At 39.4% G+C, this 19,346-nt stretch carries 18 protein-coding genes and 1 rRNA gene; 18 read left to right on the top strand and 1 reads right to left on the bottom strand.

The genetic code is table 11. The features are described 5' to 3' along the window. The first annotated feature begins 618 nt into the window (after positions 1 to 618). From mioC to glmU, 15 genes are all read left to right on the top strand, one after another. The gene (gene mioC / locus EU510_RS19485; RefSeq protein ID WP_149594804.1) at positions 619 to 1,068 is read left to right on the top strand and encodes an FMN-binding protein MioC; all 450 of its coding nucleotides are present in this window, start codon (positions 619 to 621) and stop codon (positions 1,066 to 1,068) included. A gap of 428 nt (positions 1,069 to 1,496) precedes the next feature. Continuing rightward, positions 1,497 to 3,386, top strand: a complete 1,890-nt coding sequence (mnmG, locus tag EU510_RS19480; RefSeq protein ID WP_149594803.1) for a tRNA uridine-5-carboxymethylaminomethyl(34) synthesis enzyme MnmG — start codon at positions 1,497 to 1,499, stop codon at positions 3,384 to 3,386. 15 nt (positions 3,387 to 3,401) lie between these two features. Further along, entirely contained in the window at positions 3,402 to 4,022 is a 621-nt protein-coding gene (gene rsmG / locus EU510_RS19475) for a 16S rRNA (guanine(527)-N(7))-methyltransferase RsmG (protein ID WP_149594802.1), read from the top strand. A gap of 14 nt (positions 4,023 to 4,036) precedes the next feature. After that, complete coding sequence (locus EU510_RS19470; protein WP_004335235.1) at positions 4,037 to 4,822, top strand: ParA family protein; 786 nt, start codon at positions 4,037 to 4,039, stop codon at positions 4,820 to 4,822. 20 nt (positions 4,823 to 4,842) lie between these two features. Next, the gene (locus tag EU510_RS19465; protein WP_149594801.1) at positions 4,843 to 5,769 is read left to right on the top strand and encodes a ParB/RepB/Spo0J family partition protein; all 927 of its coding nucleotides are present in this window, start codon (positions 4,843 to 4,845) and stop codon (positions 5,767 to 5,769) included. 142 nt (positions 5,770 to 5,911) lie between these two features. Further along, positions 5,912 to 6,292 carry an ATP synthase subunit I gene (locus EU510_RS19460; protein WP_149594800.1) on the top strand — a complete coding sequence of 127 codons (381 nt, stop codon included), beginning with the start codon at positions 5,912 to 5,914 and terminating at the stop codon, positions 6,290 to 6,292. 14 nt (positions 6,293 to 6,306) lie between these two features. After that, a complete protein-coding gene (gene atpB / locus EU510_RS19455) occupies positions 6,307 to 7,164 on the top strand; it encodes a F0F1 ATP synthase subunit A (protein WP_024597178.1) in 858 nt (285 codons plus the stop codon). Positions 7,165 to 7,220: 56 nt separating this feature from the next. Further along, complete coding sequence (gene atpE, locus EU510_RS19450) at positions 7,221 to 7,454, top strand: F0F1 ATP synthase subunit C (RefSeq protein WP_004335261.1); 234 nt, start codon at positions 7,221 to 7,223, stop codon at positions 7,452 to 7,454. Positions 7,455 to 7,495: 41 nt separating this feature from the next. After that, positions 7,496 to 7,966, top strand: coding sequence for a F0F1 ATP synthase subunit B (gene atpF, locus EU510_RS19445; protein ID WP_149594799.1), 471 nt, complete (start codon positions 7,496 to 7,498; stop codon positions 7,964 to 7,966). A gap of 16 nt (positions 7,967 to 7,982) precedes the next feature. After that, entirely contained in the window at positions 7,983 to 8,516 is a 534-nt protein-coding gene (gene atpH / locus EU510_RS19440) for a F0F1 ATP synthase subunit delta (RefSeq protein ID WP_149594798.1), read from the top strand. Positions 8,517 to 8,530: 14 nt separating this feature from the next. Further along, entirely contained in the window at positions 8,531 to 10,072 is a 1,542-nt protein-coding gene (gene atpA / locus EU510_RS19435; protein WP_149594797.1) for a F0F1 ATP synthase subunit alpha, read from the top strand. Positions 10,073 to 10,132: 60 nt separating this feature from the next. After that, a complete protein-coding gene (gene atpG, locus EU510_RS19430; protein WP_024597176.1) occupies positions 10,133 to 10,993 on the top strand; it encodes a F0F1 ATP synthase subunit gamma in 861 nt (286 codons plus the stop codon). Positions 10,994 to 11,026: 33 nt separating this feature from the next. After that, positions 11,027 to 12,412 carry a F0F1 ATP synthase subunit beta gene (gene atpD, locus EU510_RS19425; RefSeq protein ID WP_149594796.1) on the top strand — a complete coding sequence of 462 codons (1,386 nt, stop codon included), beginning with the start codon at positions 11,027 to 11,029 and terminating at the stop codon, positions 12,410 to 12,412. Between the two features lie 13 nt (positions 12,413 to 12,425). Then, on the top strand, positions 12,426 to 12,848 hold the full coding sequence (locus EU510_RS19420) for a F0F1 ATP synthase subunit epsilon (RefSeq protein ID WP_149594795.1): 423 nt from the start codon (positions 12,426 to 12,428) through the stop codon (positions 12,846 to 12,848). A gap of 304 nt (positions 12,849 to 13,152) precedes the next feature. Next, positions 13,153 to 14,511 (top strand): bifunctional UDP-N-acetylglucosamine diphosphorylase/glucosamine-1-phosphate N-acetyltransferase GlmU, encoded by a 1,359-nt coding sequence (gene glmU, locus EU510_RS19415; RefSeq protein ID WP_149594794.1) that lies wholly within the window; start codon positions 13,153 to 13,155, stop codon positions 14,509 to 14,511. Between the two features lie 28 nt (positions 14,512 to 14,539). Here the strand turns inward: glmU and EU510_RS19410 are convergent, their stop codons facing one another. After that, positions 14,540 to 15,382, bottom strand: coding sequence for a LytR/AlgR family response regulator transcription factor (locus tag EU510_RS19410; RefSeq protein ID WP_149594793.1), 843 nt, complete (start codon positions 15,380 to 15,382; stop codon positions 14,540 to 14,542). Positions 15,383 to 15,699: 317 nt separating this feature from the next. On the opposite strand from EU510_RS19410, the gene EU510_RS19405 reads away from it, so the two are divergent. From EU510_RS19405 to EU510_RS19395, 3 genes are all read left to right on the top strand, one after another. Continuing rightward, positions 15,700 to 16,755, top strand: coding sequence for a hypothetical protein (locus tag EU510_RS19405; RefSeq protein WP_262501252.1), 1,056 nt, complete (start codon positions 15,700 to 15,702; stop codon positions 16,753 to 16,755). 83 nt (positions 16,756 to 16,838) lie between these two features. Next, positions 16,839 to 18,632 carry a choice-of-anchor I family protein gene (locus tag EU510_RS19400; protein ID WP_149594792.1) on the top strand — a complete coding sequence of 598 codons (1,794 nt, stop codon included), beginning with the start codon at positions 16,839 to 16,841 and terminating at the stop codon, positions 18,630 to 18,632. A 609-nt stretch (positions 18,633 to 19,241) separates the two neighbouring features. After that, positions 19,242 to 19,346: ribosomal RNA gene (locus tag EU510_RS19395) — 16S ribosomal RNA — on the top strand; the annotation flags it as partial.

The following is a 19,346-nucleotide window of genomic DNA, read 5'->3' as shown; positions in this document are numbered from 1 at the left end:
ATTTGAGTACACCAAACTTTTGATCTGCTAATCCACCAGCAGAATACATAAAAAAAAGTAGCTATAAAGACGCATTAAATTAAATATATTGAGATCACTTATCCACAAAACCTAATTTTTAGCTCAACTAAATAGTAAATTGAGCTACCACACGCGAAAAAACCTAACGATCTATTAAAAATTATCTGTTTATAAGCTTATTTCTAATTAATTTCGTCAGATCAGCTCAGTTAGATCATTTAATAAAATTATTTTCGATCTAAATTTAAGGTTATCAACAACCTTTATATCCACATTATGATCAACTTGTGCTTTTTATGCCTAGACTTACAATTAAGTCTTTCACTAAATAGTAATATCAATAACTTAGCGATTATTAAACAACCTAAAAAGTGTGTTTAAACAGAGCTTCCCCCATTGTTATCAACAACTTGATCAGAAGATTACATTTAAAGATATTTTGTTAAACCACATAATATCAATAACTTAAGCGCGTAATTTTAAATGAGAGTGAAATTAGCACAAAAATAGTTATACAAAAAAGCACTCTTAACTTTACTGTTACCCACACTCAGTTATCATAGGCAGCAATTAAAACCAATGTGATCACTAATATTCATGAGTTCAGTAAATCTTATTGTTGGCAGCCAAATGGGATCAGCCGAGTATGTTGCAGAGCAACTAAGCGACGCGCTTAATAACCTTGGTATTACTACACAACTACATGATCAACCTGAATTTAGCGATATTGATCAGCAAAATACCATTTGGTTAATTTGTACATCTACTTATGGTGCAGGTGATTATCCTGAAAACTTTATTAGCTTTGTTGAAGATGTGACTCAAGCTAATGATTTATCAGAATTAAAATACTCAGTAATCGCTTTAGGTGATACCAGTTATGACACTTACAACCAAGCTGGACGTAATATAGATGCCTTACTATCTCAAAAAGGCGCTATGAAAGTAGCAGAACGCTTAGAGCTTAATATTCTCGATGAAGCACTACCAGAAGACACAGCATTAGCATGGTTAGACTCTTGGATAACCAAAACAGGCTTAAAATAGATAGATCAAGTAAAAAGTTATATATAAAGTTACCCACAATTTACTAATAATTTAATAGATTTTGTGGATAAAGATTGAATAAACTGCTTTTTAAAGCATGCTTATCCATGGGATAAGATCCAACTGATTCAGCCCTGTGCATAAGGTACCTTTTTGATCAGAGCTTATTTGCTGGATGATCCGATCATATTAACACCTTTAGATCTGATCTAATTTCATGTTTTAAATGAAGATCTAAACCTTATCAACAGAAAAGCTGATCAGTAGTAGTAATAGTAATAAAAGATCTCTTTAAAAGATCCTTTATATTATTAGAGATCACATACTTAGATCTTGCTCTTTGTTTAATCATTTATCTTCTGCCAATTTCTAGGTAGAATACGCTCCCTTTTGAAGTTTACCGGTTTGATTTAAGTAGGATCCCATTAATGATTTTTCACGAAAATTTTGACGTTATCGTAGTAGGTGGTGGACATGCTGGCACTGAAGCCGCATTAGCAGCTGCCCGTATGGGGATGAATACTCTGCTACTGACTCACAATATGGATACCCTTGGTCAAATGTCTTGTAACCCAGCGATTGGTGGGATTGGCAAAGGTCATTTGGTAAAAGAAATTGATGCGCTTGGCGGTGCAATGGCACAGGCCATTGACAAAGGCGGGATCCAATTTCGCACACTAAACTCTTCAAAAGGACCTGCTGTTCGTGCAACTCGAGCACAAGCAGATCGCGCTTTGTACAAAGCAGCTATTCAAACAACATTACAAAATCAAGATAACCTTAAGATTTTTCAACAATCATGTGATGATCTTATTGTTGAAAACGATCGTGTTACTGGCGTAGTAACTCAAATGGGTTTACGTTTTAGTGCTCCAAGTGTTGTTTTAACCGTGGGTACTTTTTTAGGTGGCCAAATACACATTGGTTTAGAAAATTACAAAGGCGGTCGTGCTGGTGATCCACCATCAATTGCATTAGCTGAACGTTTACGCGAACACCCTTTTAGAGTGGATCGTTTAAAAACAGGTACTCCGCCACGTATTGATGTACGTACAGTTGATTTTACAAAAATGGAAGCACAGCCAGGTGATATGCCAACACCTGTATTTTCATTTATGGGTAAACAATCAGATCACCCACAACAAATACCGTGTTACATCACTTACACAAATGAAAAAACACATGATGTTATTCGTAAAAACCTACATCGCTCACCTATGTACTCAGGTGTTATTGAAGGTATTGGTCCACGTTACTGCCCATCAATTGAAGATAAAATTGTACGTTTTGCGGATAAAGATAAGCACCAAATATTTGTTGAACCTGAAGGCTTAACATCATACGAATTATATCCAAATGGTATTTCTACTAGTTTACCGTTTGATGTACAACTTGAGATTGTGCAATCTATTTCTGGTTTTGAAAATGCACATATTTGTCGACCAGGCTATGCAATAGAATATGACTACTTTGATCCACGCGATTTAAAACAGTCTTTAGAAACAAAATTTATCGAAGGCTTATTTTTCGCGGGTCAAATTAATGGCACTACCGGTTATGAAGAAGCGGGTGCACAAGGCTTAATTGCAGGTATGAATGCTGCGTTAAAAGTGCAAGGTAAAGATTCTTGGACGCCACGTCGCGATGAAGCTTACGTGGGTGTATTAATCGACGACTTAGCAACACTGGGTACGAAAGAACCGTACCGCATGTTTACTAGTCGTGCCGAATACCGTTTACTACTTCGTGAAGATAATGCAGATATTCGCTTAACTGAAAAAGGCCGTGAGCTGGGTTTAGTTAATGACGAACGTTGGCAGGCATTTAACGAGAAAATGGAAGTAATCGAAAAAGAGAAGCAACGCATTAAAGATACGTGGATTCATAAAGATCACGTTGTTGTTGATCAAGTAAATGCATTACTAAAAACACCATTAACTCGTGAAGCAAGTTTAGAAGAATTACTTCGTCGTCCAGAGATTCGTTATAACGATCTTATGGCTATTGACGGTTTAGGATCTGAATTTGCAAACGTAGCAGCACTTGAACAAGTTGAGATCCATACTAAGTACGCAGGTTATATTGCGCGTCAACAAGATGAGATCAATAAGCAGCTTCGTCATGAGCAAACAATTTTACCAAAAGAGTTTGATTATAAAACTGTATCAGGTTTATCAAATGAGGTTGTTGCTAAGCTTATTGAGTCACGTCCAGACACTATTGGCCAAGCATCGCGTATTTCTGGTATCACCCCAGCTGCGATTTCGCTATTATTAGTGTATCTGAAGAAGCAAGGCTTATTACGCAAATCTGCGTAACGATAAGGGTACATAGTGTTACAGCAACAATTAACTACATTGTTAGCGCAAACTGATATTGCGCTAACAGAAAAACAACAGCAACAGCTAGTTCGTTACGTCGAGTTATTAGATAAGTGGAATAAAGCTTATAATTTAACTTCGGTACGCTTACCTGAAGAAATGATGATTAAGCATATTATGGATAGTTTAGTTGTTGCACCTCACTTACCCGGTCATCATTATATTGATGTTGGCACAGGGCCTGGCCTTCCGGGCATTGTATTGGCGATTGCATTACCTAACACACAATTTGTGTTACTAGATAGTCTAGGTAAACGCGTTCGCTTTTTAATGCATGTTAAACATGAGCTTGGCCTTGATAACGTAACACCTGTTCAGTCAAGAGTTGAAGAATATCAGCCAAGTGTTAAATTAGATGGCGTACTCAGTCGTGCATTTGCTTCATTACAAGATATGGTTGACTGGTGTTCGCACTTAATTGATCATTCGGGTAAATTTATAGCGCTAAAAGGTGTGTTCCCTGGTGAAGAGCTAGAGTCGTTACCTACTGGCGTTAAGTTTGAGCAAAAAATTGCATTAGAAGTACCTAAGTTAGATGCACAACGACATTTAATTATTCTTTCTAAAGACTAGGGATCAGAGACACCGTGGCAAAAGTCATCGCATTAGCAAATCAAAAAGGTGGAGTGGGTAAAACTACAACCGCTGTAAACCTCGCTGCATCTATGGCTGCAACGAAACGTAAAGTGCTGTTAATTGATCTCGATCCGCAAGGTAATGCGACTATGGGTAGTGGCGTAGATAAGTACGGCGATGTGCCAACTATTTACGACTTACTTATTGAAGATAAGCCTATAGAAGACGTTATTATCAAAGAAACGTCTGGTGAATACCATATGATTGCTGCAAACGGTGATGTTACCGCTGCAGAAGTTAAACTTATGGAATTATTTGCCCGTGAAGTGCGTTTACGTAATGCACTTGAAAAAATTCAGGACCAGTACGAATTTATTTTTATCGACTGTCCACCCTCTCTAAATATGTTAACTGTTAACGCAATGGCTGCAGCAGATTCTATTTTAGTGCCAATGCAGTGTGAGTATTATGCACTTGAAGGGTTAACCGCATTAATGGATACGATTACGCAGCTTGCTAAGTTAGTAAACCCTAGCTTACAAATTGAAGGCATACTTCGTACTATGTACGATCCGCGTAATCGTTTAGCGAATGACGTATCAGAACAATTAAAACAACATTTTGGCGACAAAGTATACCGTACGGTGATCCCGCGTAATGTTCGTTTAGCAGAAGCACCTAGTTTTGGTACACCTGCAATGTATTATGACCGGGCATCAAGTGGCGCTAAAGCATATTTAGCGCTTGCTGGTGAAATGTTACGTAGAAAAGAAAAAACAGCGTCCGTTGTCGCCTAACTTTGAGGTAAAAAAATAACATGTCTGCTAAAAAACGAGGTTTAGGCCGAGGACTCGATGCACTTTTAAGTTCGTCAAAGCCTGCACCAAGCGTAAGCAAGGAACAAGACACATCAAACGTGACTGAAGCTGTAAAAAATGCGGCTGAGCCAACTAACAGTGAATTACAAAAACTCCCAATCGAGTTTTTACACTCTGGTAAATATCAACCTCGTAAAGACATGTCCGAAGAGGCACTAGAAGAGCTTGCTAGTTCTATTCGCTCACAAGGTATTATTCAACCTATAGTCGTGCGCCCTATTGCACAAAATAGTTTTGAAATTATCGCTGGTGAGCGTCGTTGGCGTGCAGCGCAAATAGCTAAGCTTGAAACAGTACCTTGTATTATAAAAGACGTACCAGATGAAGCCGCAGTTGCTATTGCGCTAATAGAAAATATTCAGCGTGAAGACTTAAATGCCATGGAAGAAGCGGTTGCGTTAAATCGTTTACTTAATGAGTTTGAATTAACACATCAACAAGTAGCAGATGCAGTTGGTAAATCACGTACTACAGTAACTAACTTACTCCGTTTAAATAATCTAAACAGTGATGTAAAAATACTGTTAGAACATGGCGATATTGAAATGGGGCATGCTCGTTGTTTATTAGCCCTTGAGGGAGAAGCACAATCAGATGCTGCTCGTTTAGCTGTGGCTAAAGCACTAACCGTTCGTGAAACCGAAAAGTTAGTTCGTTCAATTTTAGAACCAGTGCCAGCTAAAGAAATAGCTGAAAAAGATCCAGATGTTAAACAGTTAGAGCAACAACTCGCTGAAAACCTAGGTGCCAAAGTAGAAATAAATTACAACAAAAAAGGCAAAGGTAAGCTTGTTATTTCTTATACAAATTTGGACGAACTTGACGGCATTTTAAATCGCATTAACCAAGACAATACCCACCATTAGTTTTCTACATGTCTAAAAAGGGACATTTGTAGCTATTTCGTGTTACAAAGCGTCTACTCAAGTTGCAAAACTGGCAGGATTAAGTATAATTTCGCCAGTTTTCACACCCTAACAATTAGAACGCAATAAAGGTTAACTAAACGTGACTGACAAGTTAGCGAGTCCATATCGACTTGCCGTATTAAAGTTAATTTGCCTTCAGGGTGTTGTAGCATTAGTTGCTGCTGTAATTATTTGTTTTAGTTCGGGAGTCAATGCCGCACTTTCATCACTTGCTGGTGGTGTTGTCGCAGTACTTCCGCACTTTGTATTTGGTCTTTATGCATTCCGATATATGGGTGCAAGTCGAGCAAATCAAGCGTATGCCTCGTTGAAACGCGGCAACGGATTAAAATTTATGCTAACAATTGTATTGTTTGCGCTAGTACTGAAGCATTTTCCGGTAATTTTATTACCCTTTTTTAGTACTTATATACTGGCGCTCTTTACTGGATTGTTCGCACCCGTTTTTTTTAAACATTAACTTTGGGATATAACATGGCAGCAGAAGAAGTTACTCTATCTGGCCATATCCAGCACCATTTGACCAATGCTAAGATGTGTTCGACCGATACAGGTCTCGCCTTCAATAAAGCATGTACGGATAGTGGTTTCTGGACATGGCATATAGATACCCTCGCATGGTCTATCGGTTTAGGTCTTATATTTTTATGGATCTTTCGTAGTGCCGCTAAAAAATCAACACTAGGTGTACCTGGAAAATTTCAATGTTTCATTGAAATGGTAGTAGAGTTTGTTGGTGACAACGTACGTGATACTTTCCATGGTAAAAGCAAACTTATTGCACCATTAGCATTAACAATATTCGTTTGGATATTTTTAATGAACTTAATGGATTTAATACCAGTTGACTTTTTACCTGCATTAGCTGGTTTTGTTGGTGAAACTGCGTTTGGTATGGATTCACACGATGTGTACATGAAAATTGTACCAACGACTGACATCAATATGACAGCAGCGCTAGCGCTGGGTGTATTTATTTTAATGATAGGCTATTCAATTAAAATAAAAGGCATCGGTGGTTTTATTAAAGAACTAACACTTCACCCGTTTAGTTCAAATAATACTGCACTACAAATCCTTTTAATCCCGTTTAACTTATTACTTGAACTGATTGCGCTGGTTTCTAAACCGTTTTCATTAGCGCTACGTTTGTTTGGTAACTTATATGCAGGTGAATTGATTTTCATCTTGATCGGCGCTATCGGATTTATGCAATTACCATTGCATTTTGTTTGGGCTGTATTCCACATCTTAGTAATTGTATTGCAAGCATTCGTATTTATGATGTTAACAATCGTATACCTAAGTATGGCTAGCTCAGATAATCACTAATTTTTACAACCTTTAATATTTAACTTTAATTTACAATTGAAACTTTGGAGAAAAAAATGGAACTAGTATTAGGTCTTAAGTATATCGCAGTAGCTTTACTAATCGGCTTTGGTGCAATCGGCACAGCAATCGGTTTTGGTAACATGGGCGGTAAATTCCTTGAAGCATGTGCGCGTCAACCTGAGCTTGCACCTTCGCTACAAGTTAAGATGTTTATTCTTGCTGGTCTAATCGATGCTGTAGCAATGATTGGTGTTGGTATCGCTATGGTATTGTTGTTCGTACTTTAATTTTATTTTTTGAACAGCTTACTATTTAAGGAGGAGCGGTTGTGAACTTAAACGCCACTCTTATCGGTGAATTGATTGCGTTTACGGTGTTCGTATTATTTTGTATGAAATACGTATGGCCACCACTAAACGGTGCAATTGAAGCTCGCCAGAAAAAAATCGAAGATGGTTTAGCTGCCTCTGATAGAGCCGAAAAAGACTTAGAACTTGCGCAAATGAAAGCTGCTGAACAGCTTAAAGATGCAAAAGCTCAAGCGGCTGATATCATTGATCAAGCTAAAAAGCGTGCAGTGCTAATTGTTGACGAAGAAACACTTCGTGGTCAGCAAGAGCGTGAAAGTATCATTGCTCAAGGGCACTCTGAAGTTGAGTCTGAACGTAATCGCATAACAGAAGAGCTACGTAAGCAAGTAGCAACTCTGGCTGTGATTGGTGCAGAACGTATTTTAGAGCGTGAAATTAATCAAGCCGCACATAGTGACATCGTTGAAAAACTTGTCGCTGAGCTGTAATTAGGAGGGTATGAGCATGTCTAATTTGACTACTATCGCTCGCCCATACGCTAAAGCGGCTTTTGAACTTGCCGTTGAGAAAGGCACTCTTGAAAGCTGGAACGATATGTTGTTCTTTGCAGGCCATGTAGCCAGCAATGAACAAGCATCATCTGCTTTAGCAGGTATGCCTACAGCTACTGCACAAGCTGAATTATTTATTCAACTTTGTGCTGAGCAGCTCAACGAACAAGGTCAGAACCTAGTTAAGGTGATGGCTGAAAATGGACGTTTGACAGCTCTACCAGAAGTTGCACAGTTATTTGCTGATTTTAAAGCACAATACGATAAAGAAATCGAAGTAGATGTGATTTCTGCAACTCCTCTTGTTGCTGCGCAACAAGAGTCATTGGTAGCGGCACTTGAAAAACGTTTCGCACGCAAAGTTAAGCTGAATTGTAGTGAAGACGCGTCAGTGGTTGGTGGACTTATTATTAGGTCTGGCGACACTGTAATCGACGGTACTATTCGCGGTAAATTAAGCCGCTTAGCTACAACACTACAATCGTAATTGGGAAAAAGAGCATGCAACTTAATTCCACTGAAATTTCAGATCTGATCAAACAACGTATTGAGAAGTTCGAAGTTGTAAGTGAAGCTCGTAACGAAGGTACTATTGTATCTGTTACTGACGGTATCATCCGCATCCACGGTCTTGCTGACTGTATGCAAGGTGAAATGATTGAGCTTCCTGGCAGCCGTTATGCTATCGCACTAAACCTTGAGCGCGACTCAATTGGTGCAGTAGTAATGGGTCCGTACGCTGACCTTACTGAAGGCGTAAAAGTATATACAACTGGTCGTATTTTAGAAGTTCCTGTTGGTCCTGGTCTACTTGGTCGTGTTGTTAACACACTAGGTGCTCCTATCGATGGTAAAGGCGCTTTAGATAACGACGGTTTTGAACCTGTAGAAAAAATTGCACCAGGTGTAATCGAGCGTCAATCTGTAGATGAGCCAGTACAAACTGGTTACAAATCTATCGATGCAATGATTCCAGTTGGTCGTGGTCAGCGTGAGCTTGTTATCGGTGACCGCCAAACAGGTAAAACTGCGCTTGCAATCGATGCAATCATCAACCAAAAAGACACAGGCGTTAAGTGTGTGTACGTAGCGGTTGGTCAAAAAGCATCTACTATTGCTAACGTAGTACGTAAATTAGAAGAGCACGGTGCACTTGCAAATACTATCGTAGTTGTAGCATCTGCTTCTGAATCTGCGGCACTTCAGTACTTAGCACCGTTCTCGGGCTGTACTATGGGTGAATACTTCCGTGACCGTGGTGAAAACGCATTAATCGTATATGATGATTTGTCTAAGCAAGCAGTTGCTTACCGTCAAATTTCATTACTACTTAAGCGTCCACCAGGCCGTGAAGCATACCCAGGTGACGTATTCTACCTTCACTCTCGTCTTTTAGAGCGTGCATCGCGTGTAAACGCAGATTACGTTGAAAAGTTCACTAATGGTGAAGTGAAAGGTAAAACTGGTTCATTGACGGCATTGCCAATCATTGAAACTCAAGGCGGCGACGTTTCTGCGTTCGTACCGACTAACGTTATCTCTATCACCGATGGTCAGATCTTCTTAGAAACTGACTTATTCAACTCAGGTATCCGTCCGGCAGTAAATGCTGGTATCTCGGTATCGCGTGTTGGTGGTGCTGCACAAACTAAAATCGTTAAGAAACTAGGTGGCGGTATTCGTCTAGCCCTAGCTCAGTACCGTGAATTAGCTGCGTTCTCGCAGTTCGCGTCTGACCTTGATGATGCTACTCGTGCTCAACTTGAGCATGGTGAGCGTGTAACAGAGCTAATGAAGCAGAAACAGTACGCGCCAATGTCTGTTGCTGAAATGTCTTTGTCGTTATTTGCTGCTGAAAAAGGCTTCCTTCAAGACATCGAAATCGCGAAAATCGGTGACTTTGAAGCAGCTTTACTTTCTTATGCAACTAGCACATACGCAGAGCTTGTGGCTCAAATCAATGAAACTGGTAACTTAAATGCCGAGATCGAAGCGCAGCTTAAAGAACTTCTAACGAAGTTCAAGTCTACGCAAACTTGGTAATTTAGTTATTAATGGTGCGCTTTAGGAAACTAAAGCACATCTTGATTCGGAGAGAGAGTCATGGCCAGCGGAAAAGAGATTAAAAGCAAGATCGGGAGTATTAAAAATACTCAAAAGATCACTAGCGCAATGGAAATGGTTGCTGCGTCTAAAATGAAAAGGGCGCAAGAACGCGTTGCTTCAAGCCGTCCATACGCTAATAAATTACGTGAAGTAATTGGTCGTGTTGCTCAAGCAAATCTTGATTTTACTCACCCGTTCTTAAAAGAACGTGAAGTGAAACGAGTTGGTTATATTGTTATCTCTACAGACCGTGGTCTGTGTGGCGGTCTAAACTCAAACGAGTTTAAGAAAGTTGCACTTGATGTTAAAGCGTGGAAAGAGAAAGGTGTTGATGCTGAATTTGCTACTTTAGGTAGTAAGGCTGCTGGCTTCTTTCAACGTTTTGGTGGTCAACTACTCGCTAAAAAAGCGGGCCTAGGAGATAAACCTTCAGTACAAGACGTTATTGGTCCTGTAAAAATTATGCTTGATGCATTTTCTGAAGGCAAAATAGACCGTTTATTCTTGGTATATAACAAATTCGTTAATACCATGAAGCAAGAGCCAATTATAGATCAGTTACTCCCTTTGCCAAAAGCTGAAGAAGAAGTATCTGCTCACACATGGGATTACTTATACGAGCCAAACCCAGAGGCTATTTTAGAGTCTTTGTTAGTACGCTTTATTGAGTCTCAAGCATACCAAGGTGTGGTAGAAAATGCTGCCTCAGAACAGGCTGCTCGTATGGTTGCAATGAAAGCTGCAACTGATAACGCAGGTGACCTTATGGACGAGCTACAGCTTGTTTATAACAAGGCTCGCCAAGCAGCAATCACACAAGAAATTAGTGAGATTTGTTCTGGCTCAGCAGCAGTTTAATGCTTCGGGTAAAGATTAACGAGAGGAATAGACATGAGTTTAGGTAAGGTCGTCCAAATTATCGGCGCCGTTGTGGATATTGAATTTCCACAAGATAGCGTGCCAGCGGTATACCACGCACTAAGAGTAACAGATGGCGATTTAGCTGGTTTGACTTTAGAAGTTCAACAACAGCTAGGTGGCGGTGTAGTGCGTACTATCGCTATGGGTACTACTGATGGTTTACGTCGTAGTGCTTCAGTTATGAATACAGGTGAATCGATTCAAGTTCCAGTTGGTAAAGCAACACTTGGTCGTATCATGAACGTACTTGGTGAGCCAATCGATGAAGCGGGTCCAATCGGCGAAGAAGACCGTATGTCTATTCACCGTGCAGCGCCTTCATACGAAGAGCAATCAAGTTCAGTTGAACTTTTAGAAACTGGTATCAAGGTTATCGACCTTGTATGTCCATTTGCTAAAGGTGGTAAAGTTGGTTTATTCGGTGGTGCCGGTGTTGGTAAAACTGTAAACATGATGGAACTTATCCGTAACATCGCAATCGAGCACAGCGGCTACTCAGTATTCGCAGGTGTTGGTGAGCGTACACGTGAGGGTAACGATTTCTACCATGAGATGAACGATTCAAACGTACTTGATAAAGTATCGCTTGTATACGGTCAGATGAACGAGCCTCCAGGTAACCGTTTACGCGTAGCGTTAACAGGTCTTACTATGGCTGAAAAGTTCCGTGATGAAGGTCGCGATGTACTTTTCTTCGTAGATAATATCTACCGTTATACACTTGCTGGTACAGAAGTATCTGCACTTCTTGGTCGTATGCCATCAGCGGTAGGTTATCAGCCTACACTTGCTGAAGAAATGGGTGTGCTTCAAGAGCGTATCGCTTCAACTAAGACTGGTTCAATTACATCAATCCAAGCGGTATACGTACCTGCGGATGATTTAACAGATCCATCTCCAGCAACTACCTTTGCTCACTTAGACGCAACAGTAGTACTTTCACGTGATATCGCATCACTTGGTATCTACCCAGCGGTAGACCCACTTGATTCATCTTCACGTCAACTTGACCCACAAGTAATTGGTCAAGAGCACTACGATACAGCACGTGGCGTTCAAACAGTTCTTCAGCGTTACAAAGAACTTAAAGACATCATTGCAATCCTAGGTATGGACGAGCTTTCTGACGAAGATAAGCAACTTGTATCTCGTGCACGTAAAATCCAACGTTTCTTATCTCAGCCATTCTTCGTGGCAGAGGTATTTACAGGCGCGTCTGGTAAATACGTATCACTGAAAGATACAATTGCTGGCTTCAAAGGCATTTTAAACGGCGAGTTTGATGAGCTTCCAGAGCAAGCGTTTTACATGGTTGGCTCTATCGAAGAAGCTCAAGAAAAAGCCAAAGGCATGTAACTAGGAGGGTAGTATGACAGCTATGACTGTACATCTTGACGTAGTAAGCGCAGAGCAGAGCTTGTTCTCTGGTCTTGTTGAATCGATTCAAGTATCTGGTAGTGAAGGCGAGCTGGGTGTAAACCTAGGTCATGCTCCACTACTAACTGCCCTTAAACCTGGTATGGTACGTTTAGTTAAGCAATATGGTCACGAAGATGTGTTATATGTTGCTGGCGGTACATTAGAAGTTCAACCAAATCACATCACGATTCTTGCAGATACTGCGGTTCGTGGTGAAGATTTAGATGAAGACTCTGTACAAAAAGCTAAACGTGAAGCTGAAGAACATATGGCGAATTCGTCAGCGGTTGAGTTTGATTATCAACAAGCGGCTACGCGACTGGCAGAAGCAGTTGCTCAGTTACGCGTAATTCAGCAATTACGTCAAAAGTAAGCCTATCCGGTTTTGAAAAGCCCACTTTATGTGGGCTTTTTTGTGTCTGTAATTTAAACATGGTGTATCGCTTATTTATAATTGTTAAATAATAGGTCTATCGGACTATTATCTGTGCTTTGTCACTTATATCCTTCACCAATCCTCGCTACAATAACGTCATCCAATTAAGTGTGTTTTTCAGTCAAGATTCAGTACGAATAAACTAACCTACTGAGTATCTGCACAAGAAGTGATTTACGTAATCTTCTGTACAAACATAAAACTTATTTAGCTAAAACAACGGAAAAAGGAAATTGTTTTAATGGCTCTAACAACTGTTATTCTTGCTGCGGGTAAAGGTACTCGTATGCGCTCTGCTCTACCTAAAGTTTTGCACAATGTTGCAGGTAAACCAATGGTACAGCACGTTATTGATAATGCGATGGCATTAGGTGCAACAACCACAAACTTAGTTTACGGACACGGCGGCGATCTATTACAACAACAACTTGCCGATAACGATGTAAATTGGGTACTCCAAGCAGAGCAGCTTGGTACTGGCCACGCAGTAGCGCAAGCCAACTCTCATGTTAATGATGAAGACACAGTATTGATTTTATACGGCGATGTACCGCTAACAAAGCAATCAACACTAGAGCGTTTATTAGCTGCAACACCTAAAAATGGTTTAGCTGTATTAACGGTAAATTTGGTTAACCCAAATGGTTACGGCCGTATGCTACGTGAAAATGGCAAGCTTGTTGGTATTGTTGAGCAAAAAGATGCAAGCTCAGATCAGTTACTTATTAACGAAGTAAATACAGGCATTATGGCTGTTAATGGTAAGCTGTTAAAAACATGGTTAGGTAACTTATCTAACAATAATGCACAAGGCGAGTACTACTTAACAGATATCGTTGCAATGGCTCACAATGAAGGCGTAGAGATCACTTCAGCGCAACCAGATCATGCAATGGAAGTTGAAGGCGCAAATAACCGTGTACAACTTGCAGGCTTAGAGCGCGCTTACCAAGCATGGCAAGCAGAAGAGTTAATGTTAAATGGCGCTACCCTGGCCGACCCTGCTCGTATTGATGTTCGCGGAAATGTTAAAACAGGCGAAGACGTATTAGTTGATATAAACGTTATCTTTGAAGGTGATGTAACCCTTGGTAACAATGTACAAATTGGCCCTAACTGTGTACTTAAAAACTGTACCATAGGCGATAACGTGGTAATAAAGGCTAATACCCTAATTGAAGATGCAAGCGTAGCTGCTAAATGTACGCTAGGCCCTTATGCTCGCCTTCGCCCAGGCGCTGTTATGGAAGAAGACTCACACATTGGTAACTTTGTTGAGATGAAAAAAACCCGTTTAGGCAAAGGCTCAAAAGCCAACCACTTAAGTTATTTAGGTGATGCTGAAATTGGCGAAAAAGTGAATATTGGCGCTGGTACTATTACCTGCAACTACGATGGTGTTAATAAATCAAAAACTATTATTGGCGATAATGCTTTTATTGGCTCTAATTCATCACTCGTTGCCCCAGTAAATATAGGCGCAACTGCAACAATTGGTGCAGGCTCTGTGATCACCAGTACCGTTGAAGATGACCAATTAGCAATAGCACGCTCTAAACAGCGTAATTTAACGGGTTGGAAACGCCCAGTTAAAAAATAACAATTAGAGGCTACTTAGGTAGCCTTTTTTATTTTAGTTGAAGTTTAAATTGTTCTTTATAGCGTCTAGATAGGTTTAGTACTTTACCTGTAGTTAATTTTATTTCACTGTCGCCACTGGATAGTGGTGTTATAGACTCCACTTTATCGAGTTTTACGCCATGGCTGCGGTGAATTCTACAAAACCCCTGCACTTCAAGTTGTTTACTTAATGCTGTAAGCGTTGCCCTTAACGGATATATACGTGAGCCTATATGTAGGTTTACATAATTACCCGACGATTCAAGCCAATCAACATCCTCTATTTTTATAATGAATTCTTTTCCGAGCTTTTTAACTAATAGGCGGTTTATGGTCGATGTTGTTTGCTGCTCACTTTCTTCAATTGAAGAGGCTTCACCTAGTAACTGCTGCACCACATATTGATATACTTTGATAAGTACGATAAAAAACACAAAGCTTATAGCGTCTTTCTGGTATTCATAAATAAGCTCAAACCAGCTAAGTCCAAAGTTGTAAGACCCATCATTCAACAAATATATGAATTTACGAACCCCTACCATAATACCAACGTGTAACACGCTAAATATAATAGAGGCACCAAAGTACATACCTAATGAGGCCGTAATATTTTGCCAATTAAAAGATAAGTGTCTTAAAAACCAAATTAAAATAGGGAATATAAGCAAAGTACTCAAGGCACTTGAATACTCCCAAACAAATGGCTCCCACATTAAAAAAGTTAAAGCTCCTTCTCTTTGGGCTTCCATTATTTGGGTTGTAGCGTTTACTGTATTATTAATTAATACGTAAGCACACAGTAATACTGATGCGTAAATGCTTTGAAAACGTTGAAAGTGCTGTAGGTTCATAAATATATGCTTATTGCTGATGTGGCACGCTTATCCCTGTATACCACCTTTTATCACTATTGCCTGTAATATAAGCACTTATAGATAGTTTTAGCGAGAGCTTTAGGTATGAATAACGCATAACATACATAAAGTAGTAAAAGCATGAGCACTCAAGTACAACAACCTTCATTAGTTAATTCGCGTAAATATTATCTTGATTGGCTTAGGATAATCGCATTTGCGTCGCTAATTTTTATCACATTGGCATGTTGTATAGCGAAAACTGGGGGTTTCATTTTAAGAGTAATTATACATCACAGTATGTTGAATATTTAATGTTGGTGTTTTCACCTTGGCGCATGTTGCTCATTTGGTTGATTTCGGGCGTAGCACTGCGTTTTATGATTGATAAAGTACGCAGCTTTAAGTCTTGGTTACATTTCACTTTATACCGCTCTATTTTTTTACTATTACCCTTGCTGGTGGGGTTATGGTTAATAGTGCCTTTACAGCTGTTTGCAGAAATGTCACAGCAAGGTGTTATTGATATTAGCTATTGGCAATTTTATTTAGCTTTTATAGAGATTAACAATACGCTTTTTATTAATTATCAGTCTGGAGTGTGGCCGCATGTGGATGTAAATCACTTGTGGTATTTGCGCTCGTTGTGGCAATTTATGCTGATCATTATTGTTTTAACTCTTTTTGCACGCTTGCCCTTTATTGCGCCTTTAAAAACATTTGTTAAAGGGGATATGTCATTTGGGCTTTTAATTACCTTGCTCACTATTGCCGTACTATTTACAAGCCATTACTTAACTGGCGATTCAATCCGAGAGACTAACGGTTTAATACTGCTACTCGCAGGATACATATTTGCTAAAAACACTTACTTTTGGAACAGTTTAAATAAAAACTTGGTATTACTGGCTTTGTGTTTTGCGGTTTTGTTTTTACTTATAATATTAAGTTATCAGAAGGCGTTTACTCTTCCTCATTTTATTCTAAGCGGTAGCTACAATATTCAACGTGTTGTAGGTGTATTTTTTGTACTTGCGCTCGCTCACCGATTTTTAAATTTTAATACCTACTATTTAAAGCAGCTCAATGCATGGGTGTTTCCCTTTTATTTATTGCATCAAAGCATTTTGATTATTTTGTGTTTTTTACTACAACCTTTAAGTTTAGGGGCTGTTGTTGAACCATTTATCATTATTACAGGAACTTGGTCTCTCTGCGGGGTTATAACATGGAGTATTACACGTATTGATGTATTTAGACCTTTGCTAGGGGTTGCAATTAAACGAGATTATTCCCCTACTGTAAAAATGCTTGGCTATACGGCCGCTTTAATCTTAATAACGCCGCTAGCGTATAAGCTAATTACTTAGGCTACGAGGCTGTATTAAAACTGCCATAATCTTGTCATGCCTGTGTGTTGATATTTAGCAAATACAATACTAAGGAAAATCACATGTTTAAAAAATCAATTATTGCGCTGTCACTTATATCTGTTCTTACTGGTTGCTCACTTGATGGTGACGATGGTCAAAACGGCTCTCAAGGATTACAGGGAGAACAAGGCGCAAATGGCATTAATGGGATAAATGGTGTAAATGCTAATTCAGCATTAAATATTAACCTTGTGGGTAGAGGTGTACTAAATGCACAAAGCCCAGAAGGTGCGGCTGAAATAGTTGCATACCAAGCATCTAAAAAATGGATTTACGCTATTAACAGTTCAGGCGATGACGCTGTTATTGATATTTTACCCGCCGACACCTTTGATACTGCCGCACTCGTTAAAGATAACGAAGGGGTTATCAGCGCCACAAATTTAACGTCCGTTATTACGTTGTCTTTAAACGAGCATACCCAAGGCGATGCAAACAGCATTGCTATTGATGAAAATAATAATTTACTAGCGGTCGCAATGGCTGCTAAAAGCACGGGTGATGCAGGTCAAATTGCTTTTTACGATATAAGCGGCGACTCACCTGTATTTATTAAAAATGTTACAGTCGGATTTTTACCAGACATGGTGACGTTCACCCATGATGGCGCAAAGGCAGTGGTTGCTAACGAAGGTGAACCAAGTGGCGACTACAGCGTAGATCCTGAAGGTTCTATTAGTATTATCGATATAACAAATAATGTAATAGCCGATACAGCAATAAATATTGATTTTAAAGCCTATAACAACAAACAAACCGAACTAGAAGCGCAAGGGGTAGTTTTTGCAAACCCAAATGGTCGTACTATTAACGGTAATCTAATAAATACTACAGTAGCTATGGATTTAGAGCCCGAGTACGTTAGCATTTCTAAAGATAACAAATATGCTTATGTATCTATTCAAGAAAACAATGCACTTGCAATAGTTAACCTACAAGACAATAGTCTTGAGCTAAAGGGCTTAGGCTTTAAAGATTGGTCAAGCTTACAACTTGATGCCTCAGATAAAGACGGCGGCGTTAATTTTAAATCATACCCAGGGCTTTATGGTATGTACCAGCCCGATACTATCTCAAACTTTAGTTGGAAAGGCGCAAACTTTATAGTCACTGCCAACGAAGGTGACGCAAGAGAATACTTTTTTGATGCAACAGGTGAGGCCGATTGCATAGCAAAGGGCGGACTTGATTACGATAAAGGCGATGGCTGCTTGGCTTATATAGATGAAAGCCGCGTTGAAGACTTAACGCTTGCTGCTAATTTTGATTACTTAAATAATGACGATGATGATATTGGTCGCTTAAAAGTAACAACAGTAAAAGGTGATGCTAATAACGATGGCCAATACGAATCACTTTATGCCTATGGTGCACGTTCGCTTACCATTTGGGATAGCAATGGGCTGGTGGTTTTTGATTCAGGTGATGATATAGCACGTATGACAGCGTCTGTGCATGGTGAAGCATTTAACAACAATGAAGATGAAAACAAAGGTGACTCACGTTCAGATGATAAAGGCGCAGAGCCTGAAGCGCTGACTATTGGTAAAATTGACGATCGTACATTTGCTTTTATAGGGCTTGAGCGTATGGGTGGGATTATGGTTTATGATATTACCAATCCATATAATGTGCAGTTTGAAGACTACTTCTATAATAGAGGCTTAATTAAAGGTGCGAATATTACAGGCGATTTAGCACCTGAAGGAATGGTATTCGTTCCAGTAGAGCAAAGTGCGACAGGAAACCCACTCTTAATCGTTGGAAATGAAATATCAGGCTCCATTGCCGTATGGGAAATAGCATCTAAATAAACCTTTAATTTAAAATAAAGCTGTGTGTTGTTTGTTTAACATACAGCTTAGTTTAAACCTTACTAATACATCATCAATAGATACATATATAGTGCGTGTTTTTTAAACTAAAAGTATCCTGTAGCCCTTTATTTGTATAGCTTTCATACTAAATTCATTTAATTGTCAAAAAGCTGAAATAAAACATTGACCCCCGCTCGAATCTCCCTATAATGCGACCCCACTGAGACGGGAAACGGCAACGCATAGCGAGGCACGAATTACTCAGAGAGTTAAATAAAACTTCGGTTTTAAATCTTCCAAAAGAAAGTTTAAAACAAAGTRTTGACTCGAAAAATAAAGGGTGTATTATTCGCATCCCTTGAGACGCTAAAGCGACTCAAAACGTTCTTTAACAATATAAAGCAATCATCTGTGTGGGCACTCGTACAGATTGAGTTCTAACAGCCAACCTACTTMGGTAGYGAGGCAAACAAATTAGAGTCTCAATTGAAAACTGAGTGACCAACAGAATAGTTATTTCGGTAATTATTCGGCACAGTCAATTCAATATCGAAAGATATTAAAAAATTCAGAATTCATTGAGCTGTCGAAAGACATAAAACTTTTTAATTGAAGAGTTTGATCATGGCTCAGATTGAACGCTGGCGGCAGGCCTAACACATGCAAGTCGAGCGGTAACAGAAAGTAGCTTGCTACTTTGCTGACGAGCGG

This window comes from Pseudoalteromonas sp. FUC4 (genome assembly GCF_008370255.1).
Taxonomy (GTDB): Bacteria; Pseudomonadota; Gammaproteobacteria; order Enterobacterales; family Alteromonadaceae; genus Pseudoalteromonas.
Note: the sequence above shows the minus strand (reverse complement) of the source record. Positions and strands in the feature narration are given on the sequence as shown.